This window comes from Rhizobium sp. P1_B8 (assembly GCF_056406515.1).
Genome location: NZ_JBFTZZ010000015.1, coordinates 1 through 16332 on the forward strand (window position 1 = coordinate 1; position 16332 = coordinate 16332).

At 60.7% G+C, this 16332-nt stretch carries 15 protein-coding genes and 1 pseudogene; 13 read left to right on the forward strand and 3 right to left on the reverse strand.

The window, feature by feature from the left end; translation table 11 throughout:
* The 13 genes and pseudogenes from AC1D2N_RS17740 to AC1D2N_RS17800 all read left to right on the forward strand — a co-directional run.
* Window positions 1–201, forward strand: a pseudogene (locus tag AC1D2N_RS17740) (S-(hydroxymethyl)glutathione dehydrogenase); the annotation flags it as partial.
* A 3-nt stretch (window positions 202–204) separates the two neighbouring features.
* Window positions 205–1041, forward strand: coding sequence for an S-formylglutathione hydrolase (fghA, locus tag AC1D2N_RS17745; protein WP_018246032.1), 837 nt, complete (start codon window positions 205–207; stop codon window positions 1039–1041).
* A gap of 54 nt (window positions 1042–1095) precedes the next feature.
* On the forward strand, window positions 1096–1668 hold the full coding sequence (gfa, locus tag AC1D2N_RS17750; RefSeq protein WP_018246031.1) for an S-(hydroxymethyl)glutathione synthase: 573 nt from the start codon (window positions 1096–1098) through the stop codon (window positions 1666–1668).
* Window positions 1669–2167: 499 nt separating this feature from the next.
* Window positions 2168–2884, forward strand: a complete 717-nt coding sequence (locus tag AC1D2N_RS17755) for a GntR family transcriptional regulator (protein WP_018246030.1) — start codon at window positions 2168–2170, stop codon at window positions 2882–2884.
* Window positions 2881–3792, forward strand: a complete 912-nt coding sequence (locus tag AC1D2N_RS17760; RefSeq protein ID WP_018246029.1) for a dihydrodipicolinate synthase family protein — start codon at window positions 2881–2883, stop codon at window positions 3790–3792. Before AC1D2N_RS17755 ends, AC1D2N_RS17760 begins: the two co-directional genes overlap by 4 nt.
* Entirely contained in the window at window positions 3785–5302 is a 1518-nt protein-coding gene (locus AC1D2N_RS17765; RefSeq protein ID WP_018246028.1) for an aldehyde dehydrogenase, read from the forward strand. The genes AC1D2N_RS17760 and AC1D2N_RS17765 overlap by 8 nt, the downstream gene beginning before the upstream one ends.
* Window positions 5299–6645 (forward strand): NAD(P)/FAD-dependent oxidoreductase, encoded by a 1347-nt coding sequence (locus AC1D2N_RS17770; protein ID WP_018246027.1) that lies wholly within the window; start codon window positions 5299–5301, stop codon window positions 6643–6645. Before AC1D2N_RS17765 ends, AC1D2N_RS17770 begins: the two co-directional genes overlap by 4 nt.
* A gap of 79 nt (window positions 6646–6724) precedes the next feature.
* On the forward strand, window positions 6725–7576 hold the full coding sequence (locus AC1D2N_RS17775; RefSeq protein ID WP_018246026.1) for a glycine betaine ABC transporter substrate-binding protein: 852 nt from the start codon (window positions 6725–6727) through the stop codon (window positions 7574–7576).
* A gap of 46 nt (window positions 7577–7622) precedes the next feature.
* Entirely contained in the window at window positions 7623–8768 is a 1146-nt protein-coding gene (locus tag AC1D2N_RS17780; protein ID WP_018246025.1) for a quaternary amine ABC transporter ATP-binding protein, read from the forward strand.
* 5 nt (window positions 8769–8773) lie between these two features.
* A complete protein-coding gene (locus AC1D2N_RS17785) occupies window positions 8774–9622 on the forward strand; it encodes an ABC transporter permease (RefSeq protein WP_018246024.1) in 849 nt (282 codons plus the stop codon).
* Window positions 9619–10470, forward strand: coding sequence for an ABC transporter permease (locus AC1D2N_RS17790; protein WP_018246023.1), 852 nt, complete (start codon window positions 9619–9621; stop codon window positions 10468–10470). The genes AC1D2N_RS17785 and AC1D2N_RS17790 overlap by 4 nt, the downstream gene beginning before the upstream one ends.
* Window positions 10471–10486: 16 nt before the next feature.
* Window positions 10487–11485 carry a 4-hydroxyproline epimerase gene (locus AC1D2N_RS17795; RefSeq protein WP_018246022.1) on the forward strand — a complete coding sequence of 333 codons (999 nt, stop codon included), beginning with the start codon at window positions 10487–10489 and terminating at the stop codon, window positions 11483–11485.
* A gap of 56 nt (window positions 11486–11541) precedes the next feature.
* On the forward strand, window positions 11542–12555 hold the full coding sequence (locus AC1D2N_RS17800; protein ID WP_018246021.1) for a GlxA family transcriptional regulator: 1014 nt from the start codon (window positions 11542–11544) through the stop codon (window positions 12553–12555).
* 6 nt (window positions 12556–12561) lie between these two features.
* Here AC1D2N_RS17800 and AC1D2N_RS17805 read toward each other — a convergent pair whose 3' ends face one another.
* The 3 genes from AC1D2N_RS17805 to AC1D2N_RS17815 are packed head-to-tail and all read right to left on the reverse strand — an operon-like array spanning window position 12562 to window position 16224.
* Window positions 12562–13842 (reverse strand): M24 family metallopeptidase, encoded by a 1281-nt coding sequence (locus AC1D2N_RS17805; protein ID WP_018246020.1) that lies wholly within the window; start codon window positions 13840–13842, stop codon window positions 12562–12564.
* 47 nt (window positions 13843–13889) lie between these two features.
* The gene (locus AC1D2N_RS17810; protein WP_018246019.1) at window positions 13890–14981 is read right to left on the reverse strand and encodes an FAD-binding oxidoreductase; all 1092 of its coding nucleotides are present in this window, start codon (window positions 14979–14981) and stop codon (window positions 13890–13892) included.
* Window positions 14971–16224, reverse strand: coding sequence for an aromatic ring-hydroxylating oxygenase subunit alpha (locus tag AC1D2N_RS17815; RefSeq protein WP_018246018.1), 1254 nt, complete (start codon window positions 16222–16224; stop codon window positions 14971–14973). The genes AC1D2N_RS17810 and AC1D2N_RS17815 overlap by 11 nt, the downstream gene beginning before the upstream one ends.
* Window positions 16225–16332: the final 108 nt, after the last annotated feature.

Sequence of the window (16332 nt, forward strand, 5' to 3'; positions counted from 1 at the left end):
GTCACCGGCCGCAACTGGATGGGCACGGCTTTCGGCGGCGCGCGCGGCCGCACCGACGTGCCGAAGATCGTCGAATGGTACATGCAGGGCAAGATCCAGATCGATCCGATGATCACCCACACCATGCCGCTCGAGGACATCAACAAGGGCTTCGAGCTGATGCATTCGGGCAAAAGCATCCGCGGCGTGGTGGTCTACTGAGTCATGAAAACCATCTCGACCGACAATTCTCATGGCGGCACCCAGGGCGTTTACGTCAATCGCTCGGATGTCTGCGACTGTGACATGACCTTTGCGGTATTTCTACCGCCGCAGGCCAAAGGACGGAAGCTGCCAGTTCTGTGGTACCTTTCAGGTCTGACCTGCACCCATGCAAACGTCATGGACAAGGGAGAGTATCGGCGTCTTGCCGCAGAACTCGGTATTGTCATCGTCTGCCCCGACACCAGTCCACGCGGCGATGCCGTCCCGGACGAGCCGGATAATTGGCAGTTCGGCAAGGGTGCCGGTTTTTATGTCGACGCCACCGAGCCGCCATTCGCACAGAACTATCGGATGTACAGCTACGTCGTCGATGAATTGCCGAAGCTTATCGCGGCCGAATTTCCGGTCGACATGACGCGACAGGGAATCTTCGGTCACTCGATGGGGGGACATGGCGCGATCACGATCGCGCTCAAGAACCCCGAACGCTTCAGCAGCTGCTCGGCCTTCGCGCCGATCAGCCATCCATCCGTCTCCGGCTGGTCAAAGCCGGCGTTCCAGAAATACCTCGGATCGGATGAAACGCGCTGGCGGGCATATGATGCCTGCTCGCTGATCGAAGACGGGCACCGGTTCCCGGAATTCCTCGTCGACCAAGGGACGGCGGACAGCTTCCTGGAGGATGGATTGCGCCCCGAAGAGCTGAGGCAAGCCTGCGAGACGGCCGGCATCAGCCTGCGGCTTCGCATGCAGGAAGGCTACGGCCACTCCTACTTCTTCATTTCGACATTCATGGAAGACCATCTGCGCTGGCACGCGCGGAGATTGGGAGACTGATTGCAGAGCTTGGCCGGGCATATCGCAAACGGCCCAGAAGGGGAGGAGAAACCCATGACCAGCATAGCCATACATCCGGCAGTGGATTCAGGTTTTCGGGCGACTGACGCTGCTTTTGCGGGCGGGACGCTCGTCTGCAAGTGCGCCAGCAATCCGGTGAAGGTAAGAATCAAGAGCGATATCGCCCACAATCACGCCTGCGGCTGCACGAAGTGCTGGAAGCCCGAAGGTGCAGTCTTTTCGGTCGTGGCGGTCGCTCCGACCGAAAGTGTCGAAGTCTTGGAGAATGGCGATAAGCTCGCTGTCGTCGATTCCGCTGCCTTGATCCAGCGCACCGCCTGCAAGGAATGCGGCGTGCATATGTATGGGCCAGTCGTGCGCGAACATCCGTTTCAGGGATTGTCGTTCATCCATCCGGAACGCTTCCAGGAAAGCGGCTGGGCGAAGCCGGGCTTTGCTGCCTTCGTGTCGTCGATCATCGAAAGCGGCTTCGACCCCGCGAAGATGGACGCCGTCAGAGCACAGCTGAGGACATCAGGCCTCGAGCCTTACGATTGCCTAAACCCTGGCCTTATGGACTACATCGCAACCTGGACCGCCAAGAAGAGCGGCGTGCTGGCCTCGTGATCGGCTAAAGTAATTCCCAGCAAAAGTGCGCAGCGTTTTTGCGTCCGGGATTGCGTAAAAACAAAAGAGAGCATTTCCGTGACTTGAGAGAAGCGGAAATGCTCTGGGACGCCGAGCCGGCGCTCCCCGACAAAACCGCCGCCACCGGATATCGAGATAGTCCGTGATGGCCGCGCACCGGCTTGCCGGCAGCCAGCTTCCGACGCCTGATGATCAAGGTTGATGCGCATAAAAATCGCATCAACCTCGACTGCACCGAAATTCTCACAGACCCGCCACCATAATTCGCTTGGGAAGTTCCGCAATGGCCGCCGCCGCGGAACGCCGATCCCTGGACAGCGCTTTGAAATGACGCCTGACGCGCGCCGGGGACGCTTTGCTCGGCATCATTGTGTATTTAAGAAATACTAATTGTGTACGTAATGTACACAATTATTGACTCGCCCCGAGAGGCGTGCCATTTTCACGGCGTAGAGCAACCCGCGGCCGGAGAATGACGATGGCGAAGACCCCCAAGAGCAATCTCTACGAAGATCTGAAACGGCAGATTCTGACGATGGAACTGGACCCGGACGCCGATCTGGACGAGGCCAGTTTGAGCGAAAGATACGGGCTCTCCCGGACGCCGGTCCGCGACATATTCCGTCGCCTTGCCGGTGAGGGCTATATCGACATCCGCGAGAACAGGGGCGCACGGGTCATCCCGATGAACCACTCCACCCTGCGGAATTTCTTTCTCGTCGCGCCGATGATCTACGCGGCAATCGGCCGTCTCGCCGTGCAGAACTTCAAGCCCACTCAGCTTTCGGACCTGAAGCAGACCCAGGAGCGGTTCCGCGCCGCCAGCGAGAACATGGACGCCCTGGCGATGGTCCTCGAGAACAATCGCTTCCACGAAATTTTCGGCGAGATGTCGGGCAACGTCTATCTGCAGCCGAGCCTTGGCCGGCTGCTCATCGACCACGCGCGTATCGGCCACACCTTCTTCCGGCCGAGGAACGAGGACATGAAGCGACGGCTTCAAGTGGCCGTCGGCCATCATGACGGCTTCATCGATGCGCTCGGCGCTCACGACGAGAATGCCGTCGTCGACCTCGTTTTCGAACACTGGGAATTGTCCCGCGAGAACATGGAGATGTTCATCGCCCCGCAAGGTCTCAAGGCGGACGCCTTCCTCGGCGGCCCCGCCACCCAACTCTTGGAGAAATCGTCGTGAAGTTTGAGGGGATCTATACGCCGGCGGTGACGCCGCTCGACCAAACTGGTCAGATCGACAGGGCTGGATTTGCCGCCGTGCTCGAGTCGCTGATCGAGGCGGGCGTCCACGGCATCATCGTCGGCGGCTCGACCGGCGAGTACTATGCCCAGAGCAGCCAGGAGCGTTTCGAGCTCGCGGCCTATGCGCGGGAAGTCATCGGCACGCGGCTGCCGCTCATTATCGGGACCGGCGCCACGCGAACCGAAGATTCGGTCGAATACGCAAAGGCGGCGAAGGAAATCGGCGCGGATGCGATCCTGGTGTCGTCACCGCCCTACGCGCTGCCGACCGAGCGCGAGAATGCGGTCCACGCCCTGACCGTCGACCGCGCGGCGAACCTGCCGATCATGCTCTACAACTATCCGGCTCGTATGGGCGTGATGATGGGCGAGGAGTATTTCTCCCGGCTCGGCAAGTCCAGGAACGTGATCGCCATCAAGGAAAGTTCCGGCGACATGGGCAATCTGCATCTGCTGGCCCGGAAATTTCCCCATATTGCGCTGTCCTGCGGCTGGGACGACCAGGCGCTCGAATTCTTCGCATGGGGCGCGAAGAGCTGGGTCTGCGCCGGCTCCAATTTCCTCCCGCGCGAACATGTCGCCCTCTATGAAGCCTGCTTGCTCGAAAAGAATTTCGACAAGGGCCGCGCCATCATGACGGCGATGCTGCCGCTCATGGATTTCCTGGAATGCGGGAAGTTCGTCCAATCTATCAAGCATGGATGCGAATTGATCGGGCTGAATGTCGGATCGGTCCGTGCGCCGCTGCGTCCGCTCAACTCCGAAGAAAAACGAACCCTCCAGACCGTCGTCGCCACGTTGAAGCGCACGGTCGGCCAGATCACCTCGGGAGCAAATCATGCATGAACCCTTGACCGCTTCCGAATACAAGGCGATCGCCGCCGGTCTTCAGTTTCCGACGAATGCCTTCGTCGATGGCGCATTTCGTCCGGCCAATTCAGGGCAGACATTCACCTCGACGAATCCCGCGACGGGCGAGGTTCTCGCCGAGATTGCCGCATGCGATGCCACCGATGTCGACGCCGCCGTCGCCAAGGCAAGGCAAGCCTTCGACGACGGCCGCTGGCGGCTGCGTTCGCCGGCTGAACGCAAGGCGGTGCTCCTCAAGCTTGCCAGGCTGCTGGAGGACAATCGTCACGAGCTCGCCGTGATGGAAAGCCTCGACAGCGGCAAGCCGGTCGGCGAATGCCAGACGGTCGATGTTCCCGATACCATTCATACGATCCGTTGGCACGCCGAACTGATCGACAAGCTCTATGACAACACCGCGCCTGTCGGCGCGAATGCACTGACGATGATCGTGCGTGAGCCGGTCGGTGTCGTCGGATGCGTGCTTCCGTGGAATTTTCCGCTTTTGATGCTGGCCTGGAAGATCGGTCCGGCGCTCGCTGCCGGCTGCTCGGTGATCGTCAAGCCTGCGCAGGAAACGACGCTCACCACGCTGCGTGTCGCCGAGCTTGCCCATGAAGCGGGCATTCCAGCCGGCGTGTTCAATGTCGTGACCGGCGGCGGCAAGGAAGTCGGAGAACCGATCGGCATGCATATGGATGTCGATATGGTGGCCTTTACCGGATCGACGCCCACCGGCCGCCGCTTCCTGCGCTATGCAGCGGACTCGAATCTCAAGCGCGTCGTGCTCGAATGCGGCGGCAAGAACCCCGCCGTCGTTCTCGACGATGCCGAAGACCTAGACCTCGTTGCCGAGCAGGTCGTCAACGGCGCCTTCTGGAATATGGGCGAGAACTGCTCGGCCACGTCGCGTCTCATCGTTCATTCCAAGGTCAAGGATGAGCTGCTGAAACGCATCGGCGCCTATATGCGCGAATGGAAGACCGGCGATCCGCTCGATCCCGCAAACCGCATCGGCGCGCTTGTCAGCAAGGCTCATTTCGAGAAGGTGAAATCCTTCCTCGACGACGCCCGGAAGGAGAAGCTGACGGTCACCCATGGTGGCGAAACGCATGGCGGCATCTTTATCGAACCGACGGTGGTCGAGGGTGTAACGCCCGCCAGCCGCCTCTTCCAGGAAGAGATCTTCGGGCCGGTGCTGTCTGTTACCACCTTCTATTCGCTTGCCGAAGCAATCGCTCTTGCCAACGACACGAATTACGGTCTGACGGCGTCCGTCTATACCGGCAGCCTGAGGAACGCCATCAAGCTCTCGCGCGAAATCCGCGCCGGCGTCGTCACCGTCAACTGCTTCGGAGAAGGCGACGCCAGCACGCCGTTCGGCGGCTACAAGGAGTCCGGTTTCGGCGGCCGCGACAAGTCGGTCTTCGCCCACGACAATTACTGCGAACTCAAGACCATCTGGATCGACGTCTCGGATCGCTCGGTCGACGAGACCATCCGATGATCTCGAAGTCGGTCAAACGTTTGCCTGTTGAGAATGGCGTCTCGGGCTGGGAGGCGGTCAGCGAGCGCCCTTTCCCGGTCCGGACCCTCGACGGCGACGTGACCGCGGACTGGCTGATCGTCGGCGCGGGGTTTGCTGGCCTCTCGGCGGCCCGCCGTCTTCTCGAACTTCGGCCGGATGACAAGATCGTTATCCTTGATGCGAGCGAAGTGGGGAAGGGGACGTCGGGCCGAAATTCCGGCTTCATGATCGACGTTCCGCACAACCTTTCAGGCGGGGAGTATTCTAGTGGAGAGGCGGACGCCACTCGGCTGGAGATGGCCCAGAACCGCTCAGCGATAGCCTTTGCCGCGCAAGCGGCGGAGGAATACGGGATGTCGCGCGCGACATTCGACCCGGCGGGAAAGATCAACGCCGCGGCCACCGCTCGCGGCATGAGGCTCAACCGGAGCTTCGGAGAATCCCTGAGGGGCGCTGGCGAGAAGCATACGTTTCTCGATGCGAAAGAGATGCGGGAGATCACCGCATCGGATTACTACACCGGCGGTCTGTACACGCCCGGAGCGGTGCTTATCCAGCCCGCCGATTACATCCGCTCTTTTGCGGCGGGCCTGCCGGGCAGGGTCAGTATTTTCGAGCGTTCTCCTGTCACTTCATTGAAGCAAGACAGCGGCACCTGGGCCGCCATGACAAACCGAGGGAAGGTCACCGCTCCAAAGGTGATCCTCGGGGTCAATGGCCACATCGACGATTTCGGGCACTATCGCGGCCGCCTGATGCACATCTTTGCTTATGCCTCGATGACAGCGCCGTTTCCAGCAAACGACTTCGGCCAGAAGGCCTCAGGGCAGGACAAGTGGGCGCTGCTCCCGGCAGATGCGATGGGAGCCACGATTCGAAAGATTACCTCCGCTGGCCAGTCGCGGATCGTAATCCGCACGAAGTACACCTACGAAAGCAAGCTGGAGGCGTCGGACTGGCGCATGGGCAAGATGGCCAAGGCCCATCGAGACGCGCTCGACGCGCGGTTCCCGGGTCTCGCGGATGTCCCTTTCGAACATAGTTGGGCAGGTCGTCTGTGCCTCAGCCGGAACCACGTGCCCGCCTTCGGCGAGATCGAAGAAGGACTGTTTTCCGCATGCTGCGAAAACGGGCTTGGAACGGTCAAGAGCACACTCGCCGGTATGATGGCGGCGGAACTGGCGACCCGAACGGCCTCCCGGCATCTCGAACAATACATGGATCACCCTGAGCCTTCGAGGCTCCCGCCGGAGCCGTTCGCCTGGCTGGGCATAAACGCGATGATCCGTTTGCAGGAATTGCGCGCAGGCCGCGAGGGATGATCCCTCGGCCCACGCAATATGAAGACTGCCCGCTCGCAGACTTCAATGAGAATGGGAACGTAAAACAGGAGTAAGAACAATGAAAAATTTGTGGAGGGCGCTCTGCGCCGCTGCGATGATCGGGGTCAGCATCCTTCCTGCTCGCGCGGAAGAAAAAACGATCACCATGGGTACGATGTCCTGGGAGGACCTGACGCCCATCACCGGAATCACCAAGAAGGTTCTCGAAGACGCCGGCTATACGGTCAAGGTGACCGAGTTCTCCGAATGGGGCATCGCCTATGCCGCTCTCGCCAAGGGCGACATCCAGGTTCTCACCTCGCAGACGGACTATGTTGCGCAGGACTACTGGGACAAGAACAAGAACCGCCTCGAAAAGATTTCGCCTGTTTCGCATGGCCTCTATCAGGGCGTTGCGGTTCCCAAATATGTCCCGATCGACTCGCTGGAACAGCTCAACGAAAACGCCGACAAGTTCAGCGGCAAGATCATCGGTATCGAACCGGGTTCCGGCCTGATGCGCGATACCTCGAACGCGGTCAAGGACTACGGCCTCAAGCTCCAGCTCGTCGAGGGCAGCACCGCCGCGATGACGGCGGCGCTGAAGTCCGCCTATGATCGCAAGGAGTGGATTGCGGTAACGATCTGGGAGCCGTCCTGGATGGTTCAGAAGTACGAGGTCAAGTACCTCAAGGACCCGAAGGGCGTATTCCCGCCGCCGCAGAGCTACTACTGGATCGGCCACAAGGGCTTCTCCGCAGAGAACCCGCATGCGCGTGAAGTAATGGCCAGCGTCTACGTCCCGATCGCCGACATCACCGCCATCAACGGCGCGGTCAATGAAGGCAAGACCATGGACCAGGCCGTGCAGGATTGGATCGGCGCCCATGCCGACCTGATCAAGCGCTGGGAAAACATCAAGAAGAACTAAACGCGTCGTGGCCGTCCGATCCGTCGGACGGTCACCCTGAAACCTAATGAAGAAGCCAGCGCCGAATGGCTCAAAGGGGATCGCTATGAAAGCCATAAATGCCGATATCAATGACGTCCTGATCGACTGCCAATCCCTTTGGAAAGTCTTCGGTGACAAGTCCGCTGCGGCAATGAAGTCGATCAAGGAGCGCGGCCTCGGCAAAAAGGAGGTGTTGAAGGAGTTCAACTGCGTCGTCGGCGTGTCCGACGCGAGCATTGAGGTTCGGCGCGGCGAAATCTTCTGCATCATGGGATTGTCGGGAAGCGGAAAATCGACGCTCATCCGCCTTCTCAACAAGCTGATCACGCCGAGCTCTGGGAAAGTCCTCGTCAAGGGACGCGACCTCGCCGCCCTGTCGCCGGTCGATCTCCGGCAGATGCGCGCCAGGAACATCGGCATGGTGTTTCAAAGCGTCGCTCTGTTGCCGCATCGCACAGTCCTGGAAAATGCAGCCTTCGGCCTCGAGGTTCAGGGAATTGCCAAGCCGGAGCGAAACAAGACGGCCGTTGCAGCGCTCGAGAAGGTCGGCCTCGCCGACTGGGTGAATCGATATCCGAACGAGCTTTCCGGCGGCATGCAGCAACGCGTCGGGCTCGCCCGCGCGCTTGCTTCCGACCCCGAGATCATTCTGATGGACGAGCCGTTCAGCGCCCTCGATCCACTCATCCGGCGTCAGCTTCAGGACGAATTCCGGCAGTTGACGAAAGCGTTGGGCAAGTCCGCGGTCTTCATCACCCATGATCTCGACGAGGCGATCCGGATCGGTGACCGCATTGCGATCATGAAGGACGGCGTCATCATCCAGACCGGCACGGCCGAAGAGATCATCCTCAACCCGGCAGATGCTTATGTCGCCGAATTCGTCGCCGGCATATCCCGCCTCCATCTGATCAAGGCGCATTCCGTCATGCGCAGCGTCGCCGAATTCCATGAGAGCGCGCCGAATTCCGACATCGCGTCGCTGGCGCGCACGACGCCGGATGCCGACATCGACGAACTCATCACATTGACGATGCAGTCGGAGCGCGATGCCATCGCCGTCGTCGACAATGATCAGATCGTCGGCGTTGTCACGCCACGCAGCCTGCTGATGGGCGTCAAGGGGACGTCCACCCACGATCTCACGGCGGCGTCCCACAACTGGAGCTGATTGACATGGATAGTTCAGGCTTCACCGATCTTTTTGACGAATGGACGGACTCGGCGCTCGAGTGGGTGAGCGACAACGGCGAATTCCTCTTCGATACTATCAGACAGGTTCTCGAAGGGCTCTATGACGGGATCCTCTGGCTTCTGCAGCTTCCGCCATTCTACCTGGTCGCGCTGATCGTGGCGCTCATCGGCTGGCGGCTGGTCAATGTCTGGTTCGCCCTGCTCAGCGGCGTCGCGCTGGCGCTTTGTTTTTCCATGGGGCTCTGGCCGGAGACGATGAGCACCCTGGCGCTGGTATTGACCGCAACCGCACTCGCCCTGGCGATCGGGATCCCGATCGGTATTGCCGCCGGCTTTTTCCCCGCCCTCGATCGTTTCATGGAGCCCGGTCTGGATCTGATCCAGACACTTCCGCCATACATCTATCTGCTGCCGGCGATCGCCCTGCTCGGCTATGGACCGGCGACGGCACTGATCGCGACGGTGATCGTCGCCGTGCCGCCGGCAATCCGCCTGACGTCTCTCGGTATCCGGATGACGCCCAGGGAGTTCATCGAACTTGGAGAGGCGCTTGGGATCAGACCGGCGCAGATGTTCTTCAAGATTCGCCTTCCCTTTGCGCTGCCGAGTATCATGGCAGGGATCAACCAGAGCCTGATGATGGCCTTCGGCATGGTCGTCATCGCAGGCATCGTCGGTTCCGGCGGGCTCGGCGAGACGATTTACGGCGCGATCAGAACGCTCGACATCGCGACCTCCATCAATGGAGCGATAGCCATCGTGGTTCTGACCATGGTGCTTGACCGGATAACTCAGAGCGCGGCTCGTTTGGGAACGGGGAGGAAGTCATGAATCCGTCCATCCTGCAGTTTTCGCCCGGCGCTTTCCTGGCGCCGTCAGTCGATTGGCTCAACACCAACCTTCATCCGCTGTTTGCGGCGATCAGCTATCTGATCGAAGCGGTTCTTTCCGGATTCGAGGCGGCCCTCCTCTTCGTGCCGCCCTATGGGCTTATCGCGATCGTCGTCATCCTGGCATTTGTCGCCGTCGGTCTGCGCGCCGCAATCCTTGCCGGTCTTTGCCTGGGGTTTTGTCTCCTCATGGGGCTGTGGACGGCATCGATGCAGACCCTCTCCCTGGTCACGGTCGCTGTCTTGATCTCCGTGCTCATCGCCTTCCCGATCGGCGTCCTGTGCTCGCGCCACAAGACATTGGAGGCGATGGTTCGTCCGGTTCTCGACGTGATGCAGACCGTGCCGCCCTGGGTCTACCTCATTCCTGCGGTGATGATCTTCAGCCTTGGACGTGTGCCGGCAATCATCGCCACCATCGTCTATGGCATTCCGCCGATGCTCCGCTTGACCACGCTGGCGTTCAACCAGGTGCCGAGAGAATTCGTGGAACTCGGCAGCGCCATCGGCGCGCCGCCTCGTTCGGTGCTTTGGAAGATCGAGATCCCCTTGGCCAGGCAGACGCTCCTGGTCGGGCTCAACCAATGCATCCTTCTGTCCCTGGCGATGGTGGTGTTGGCCGGGCTCGTCGGCGCCGGCGGTCTCGGCGCGGAGGTGACGCGCGGCCTGACGCGCATGGAGATGGGGCTTGGCCTGCGGGCGGGCCTGGCGATCGTCGCAATCGCCCTTCTGCTCGACCGGCTGTCCCGCGGTCTGCTCGACCGTGACAGGCTGCCGAAGACGAGATGAGCAAGGACACCAAAAGATGAGAAACAGCTTCTTCTGCATCGACTCCCATACGTCAGGAAATCCCGTGCGCCTTGTTGCCGGAGGCGGTCCACTGCTTCCGCATGCGCCCATCAGCGAGCGTCGGGAGATTTTTGTCCGCGATCACGACTGGGTGCGCCAGGCGCTGATGTTCGAGCCAAGGGGTCACGACATCATGTCGGGGGCGATCATCTATCCGGCCTACCGGGAGGATTGCGATTTTGCCGTTCTTTTCATCGAAGTGAGCGGCTGCCTGCCGATGTGCGGCGCCGGCACCATCGGCGTCGTGACCGCCGCGATCGAGGAAGGGCTCGTCAAGCCGCGGGAGCCGGGAAGGGTTGCCATCGAGACGCCTGCGGGAAGGGTCGATGTCACCTATGAGGAAAAGGGCGGATATGTCGAATCCGTTCGTCTCCACAATGTTGCAAGCTATCTGCACGAGGCTGATGTCGAGGTCGATGTGCCGGGAATGGGCCGCCTGCGCGTCGATATATCCTATGGCGGCAACTATTATGCGGTCATCGAACCGCAGGATAACTGGAGCGGGCTCGACCGCATGACCGCATCGGATATCGTCGGCTGCAGCCAGAAGCTCAGGTCAGCGCTTGCCGATATTTGCGATCCCGTTCATCCCGACGATCCGAGAATTCGCGGCGTGCATCATGCCATCTGGTGTGACCGCCCCGTGAACGACACCTCGGATGGCCGTTGCGCGGTCTTCTATGGCGAGAAGGCCATCGATCGCTCGCCGGGCGGCACCGGCACCTCCGCTCGCATGGCCCAGCTCTATGGGAAGGAACGGCTTACCGTCGGGTCGAGATATCGGCATGAAAGCCTGATCGGAACCGTCTTCGAGGGCCGGGTCGAAGCCGAGGCACGCATTGGGCCCTATAGCGGTATTCTTCCAAGCATCGGAGGCTGGGCACGCGTCATCGGACACAACACCATTTTCGTTGACGATCGGGATCCGCTGGCGCATGGCTTTCAGATCCGATGAGCGCCTTTTCGTCTGAAAAGACGGACGGCGCGATAAGAGCCGGCAAGGAGATGACTATGCGACCTGAGCAGCATCGACAGACAGACGCCGACGCGAAGTCGGCTGGCCGGCTCAAGGTGGGCTTTGTTCTGGCGCGATCATTCACGCTGTCCGCCTTTGCGCTCTTCGTGGACACGCTGCGGCTTGCCAGCGACGAGCAGGATCGTTCCGGAAGGGTCCTTGCAGACTGGCAGGTGATCGGCAGCACGAGGCACTTGATCACCGCGAGTTGCGGCGTCCAGGTTGCTCCGACATCCGATTTCGTCGATCCGTCGAGGTTCGACTACATCGTGGTCGTCGGCGGCCTTCTGACGGTGGAGAACCCTGTCGACCAGCAGACCATCACTTTTCTGAAGCAGGCCGACGTCAAGAAGGTGCCGCTGATCGGCGTGTGCACGGGTTCGTTCATTCTTGCTGCGGCAGGCCTGATGAAGCGGCACGAATCCTGTGTGAGCTGGCTGCATTACAAGGAGTTTCGGGAGCGGTTCCCCGACCTTAGCGTTCGCTCCGACCGGCTCTTCAATCTCGATCGCCAGCGCGGATCGTGCGCAGGCGGCAGCAGTTCCGCCGACATGGCGGCGTTGCTGGTCAGAAAATATATCAGCCGCGACGCTGAACGAAACGCGCTTGAAGTGCTTCAGATCGAAAAGGCCCGGACTCCATCGGACATACAGCCCCGGCGTCCGCTCTACGACGACTATGACGACGCCCGCGTCAAGGCGGCGATGATTACGATGGAACAGTTCGTCGATGGCAGCATGTCGATTCAAAAGCTTGCCGCCACGGTGGGCCTGTCTCGGCGGCAACTGGAGAGGATCTTTATCGACAAGACCGGGATGTCTCCTGCCAAGGCCTATAATCGTGTTCGCATGGAGCGGGCGAAATCGATCCTGGCCCAGTCGAAGGCGCCACTGATCGAGATCGCGCTGGATGTCGGCTTTGAAAATGCCTCGCAGTTCACGCGAACGTTCAAACGCACATTCGGGCAGACCCCCTCACAGCATCGTGCAGCCGCTTCGAGAGCACACTGAGCTTATTCAGATATCCTCCCACGGAAAGGTGTCCAGCCGCTCCGCGCCCGTTGCCGTGATCAGAGCCTGGGTTTCAAGCTTGATGCTTTCAGATCCGGCTTCGGCTATCAGGCTCTCGACGTTGAGCACCATGCCCTCCTCGATGAGGCCGCTGAATTCAGGGTCGAAATCCGGATGCAGAAGGATCCCTGGCCATTCGTCCGCCATTCCGGTTCCGTGCAGAGCAAGCGTGTATCGATAAGGCTGGTATTTCTCCGGAATCCGCCACGACAGCGCGTTGAACTCTTCAAACGTCATGTCGGGCTTCAGGATGGCGAGATTGTGCTCGATCTGATCCCTGGCGGCGGCGTAGAGTTGCTTCTGCTTGGCGTTCATCGCGACGTGCCCTGCTGTCCACGAGCGCGAGAGGTCGGCGCAATAGCCGTAGGGTCCGATCATATCGGTGTCGAAGGATATCATCTCCCCGCGTTTGACCGCATAGTCCGAACATTCCTGATACCAGGGGTTCGTTCTCGGGCCTGCGGTCAGGAGCTTGGTCTCGAGCCACTCGCCGCCGCTGCGTGCGTTTTCGAAGTGAAGCTCGGCCCAGATCTCTCTTTCGGTGCGGCCGGGCTCGGATGCCTCGTACATCCGCGCCATGCCTGCTTCGCAGACACGGATCGTCCATCTCATCAGCTCGATTTCGTCAGCGCTTTTGATGGATCGCGCCCGCTCGGCCAGCTCCTGACCGTCTAAGAGCATGAAGCCGCGTTCCCGCAATTCGAACGCGCCGGCGGGTTCGAGCTTGTCCACCGCCACGCGCTTGTTGCCGCCGTTGCTCTTTATGAGGTCCGCGACTTCCTCCGCCCAGGCTTTCAGCCGGGGTTCCATAAGGTTCCCGGCCGTGAAGAATATCCATGACTTCGCCGGCCGGATCTCGTCGATGCCGGGAAGCCCGTCATTGACATGTTCGGCGCCTTCGAATTCGAAAAGTATGGCCGGACCATCGGCCAGGATCAGAGCGTAGCGCGAGGCGTTGTGCATCGTCCAGATGCTCATATTCGATGAATCGAAGGCATATCGGATGTTGACGGGATCGTAGAGGAGCAGGGCGCCGCAATCCCATTCGCGCATCTTCGTGCGCAGGCGCTCCAGACGATAGCGGCGAGCCCGATCGAGCGTCGTGGCCGGCAAAGGACTGATGAGAGGCCGATCCACTCCCTCGGGATTGAGATATTCCTGCTTTCGCTCATCCTTGAAGACCGTCGGGCCGGTCAGCTCGGCGGAATCGCTTTCCTCTCGCAACATCTCAGTGAGTCCCTGTTGTCGGTGGGTGACGCGACGTTACCGGGCGCTCAGCGCTCGATGACGAGATCGCTAAGCGGCTTGGAGCAGCAGGGCAGAAAGAGGCCGGCGTCGATTTCCCGCTGACGAATTCCGCCATTGTGGTTCATGTCGACCGTGCCTGACGTAAGCTTCGACTTGCAGGTGCCGCAGACGCCGTTCGCGCAGGACGACGGGATCCTGACGCCTGCCTTCTTCGCGCATGAGAGCACGCTCTGGTCGCCGGAGACGTCGATGCTGCGGGCCTGCTTCGAGAAGGTGACCTGAAAGACCTTGGCAGCGGCCTCCTGAACCGCAGGGATTTCGGGTTCGTCGATGACCGCGGCGTCGAAGCTTTCCTCCAGGTAGTTCGAGCCGGGCACGCCGAGTTCGGCGGCAATGCCGCGCGCGGCGGCCATGAACGGGGCGGGGCCGCAGCACATCACGGTTCGCTCGGCGATATCGGGAACCGCAAGCCGCATATAGTCTGCCGAGATACGGCCGGTCAGGCCGGGCCAGGATGGCTCGCCGGCAACGGTCTCCGGGAGGAAGTGGAGGCGAAGGCCTTTCAGCCTGCGGGCGATGCAGGCGAGTTCGTCGCGAAAGATCAGATCCTGCGGCGTCCGGCCGGCATGCATGAAGACGACGTCGGCGGGTTCGCAACTGTCGGCGATCTCACGCAGGATGGACATGACGGGCGTAATGCCGGAACCGCCGGACAGCAGCAGAAGCTTCGGTTTCGACGTCGCGGGCCTGACGAAATGGCCAAGCGGGCCGTTCGCCTTGACGGTTGCCCCGGGAACCAGGGTGTCATGAAGCCAGTTGGAGATCTTGCCGCCGGGAACGCGCTTCACCGTCACGGAGAAGGCGTTCGTCCGATGCGGCGAGGAGGAGATGCTGTAGCACCTGTTTTCAGCGTCTCCATTATGTTCCAGGTCGAACAGAAAATACTGCCCGGCCTTGAACGCGAACCGCTTACCCTCACGGGAGGCGAAGGTGAATGTCTTGACGTCGTGGGTCTCCTGCTGAACGTCGAGGCAGACCAGCGCGTCGTCTTCCTCTGGGTTCCACAGGTCGTGAAGGGCGGCTCTGGGCGCGGGCGCCTGCGGGCTTCTAGTATCCATGGGCGCGCATCCGGTCGATGTACCAGGCGGCGAACTTGTCGAGGTTCGTCTCGGAGAAGCGGGAGTAGGGGCCGGGCTGATATGCCGGGTCGAGAGCGCCGGCATGGGAGCGGGCGACGAGATCGGCGTCCTGGTCGGTCGTCGCGACCCAGACGTCCGTCAGCTTGTCGAGATCGTAATCCACGCCTTCGACGGCGTCCTTGTGGACCAGCCACTTGGTTCTAACCAGCGTCTTGCCCGCGGAGAGCGGAATGACGGTGGCCACCACGGCGTGGTCGCCCATGAAGTGGTTCCAGCTGTTGTGGCCCCAAAGATGTGTGTCACCGAGATCCTTGCGGGTCATCTGCCCGAGAAGCTTGGAGGATGCGGCAGTGGCGTCGTGGGTCTGGGATTCACCGGCGCCTGCGATGATCAGGCGCTGGGTGCGGAAATTGGTGGCGCAGTCGGCGAGTTGTTCGACGGCAGCCGAGGGGAAGCCGTCAGCCTCCCACGCCTTGGTCCGTTCTTCATACAGCCTGAAATGCTCTTCGGCCTGTTCACGATCCTCCGGGCTCAGAGTTTCGGGGTCGAAGCCGAAGTCGAGATCGACGAAGGAGACGCAGAGCTCCGGATGGTTTGCGGAGCAGTGGTAGCATTCGCGATTGTTCTCCATCGTCAGCTTCCAGTTGCCGTCCTCGATGACGTCAGTTTGGAAGGCAATCTTTGCGTTCCGGATGTCGTAGGGGGCGAGGCGCTCGGTCATGGCCTGCTCGAGGAGAGCGATGTCCTCGGGCGGATTGTCGGAAAGACAGACATAAATCAGTCCGCCGATCGACTTGAAGGTGACGGACTTGAGGCTCCGACACTCCTTGTCGAAGTCCTTGCCCATGTGAGGCGCGTAGCTGAGCTCACCCGTCAGTTCATATGTCCAGGTGTGATAGGGACAGACGAGTTTTGAGACGATCGTCTTGCCCGGATCGAGAAGGCGGGAGCCGCGATGGCGACAGACATTGTGCAGGACGCGGATTTCTCCGTCGTCGTCACGCAGAAGGATCAGGCTCGTCTTGCCGATATCGACCACCGTGGCGTCGCCGGGTTCGGGAACATCACAGTCCAGGCCGACACAGATCCAGTGCTTGTGGAAAAAGACCTCGAGGTCTGCTTCGAACACGTCTTCTCTGACGTAAAGGCCGGCCGGCAGCGAGTGACCGTCGGCGCGGGCGTCGAGAAGGGCTGAAATGGTAGATGGAAGCCTGTTTAGCATGAGAACCTCTTATGCGAGAGTTTCCCGAGATTGCCCTTGCAACGCTGACGTTTCAACGGCATAAAAAATCACGTTCGCATGAGTTTTTATCATGTGAAGAGGAGTTCT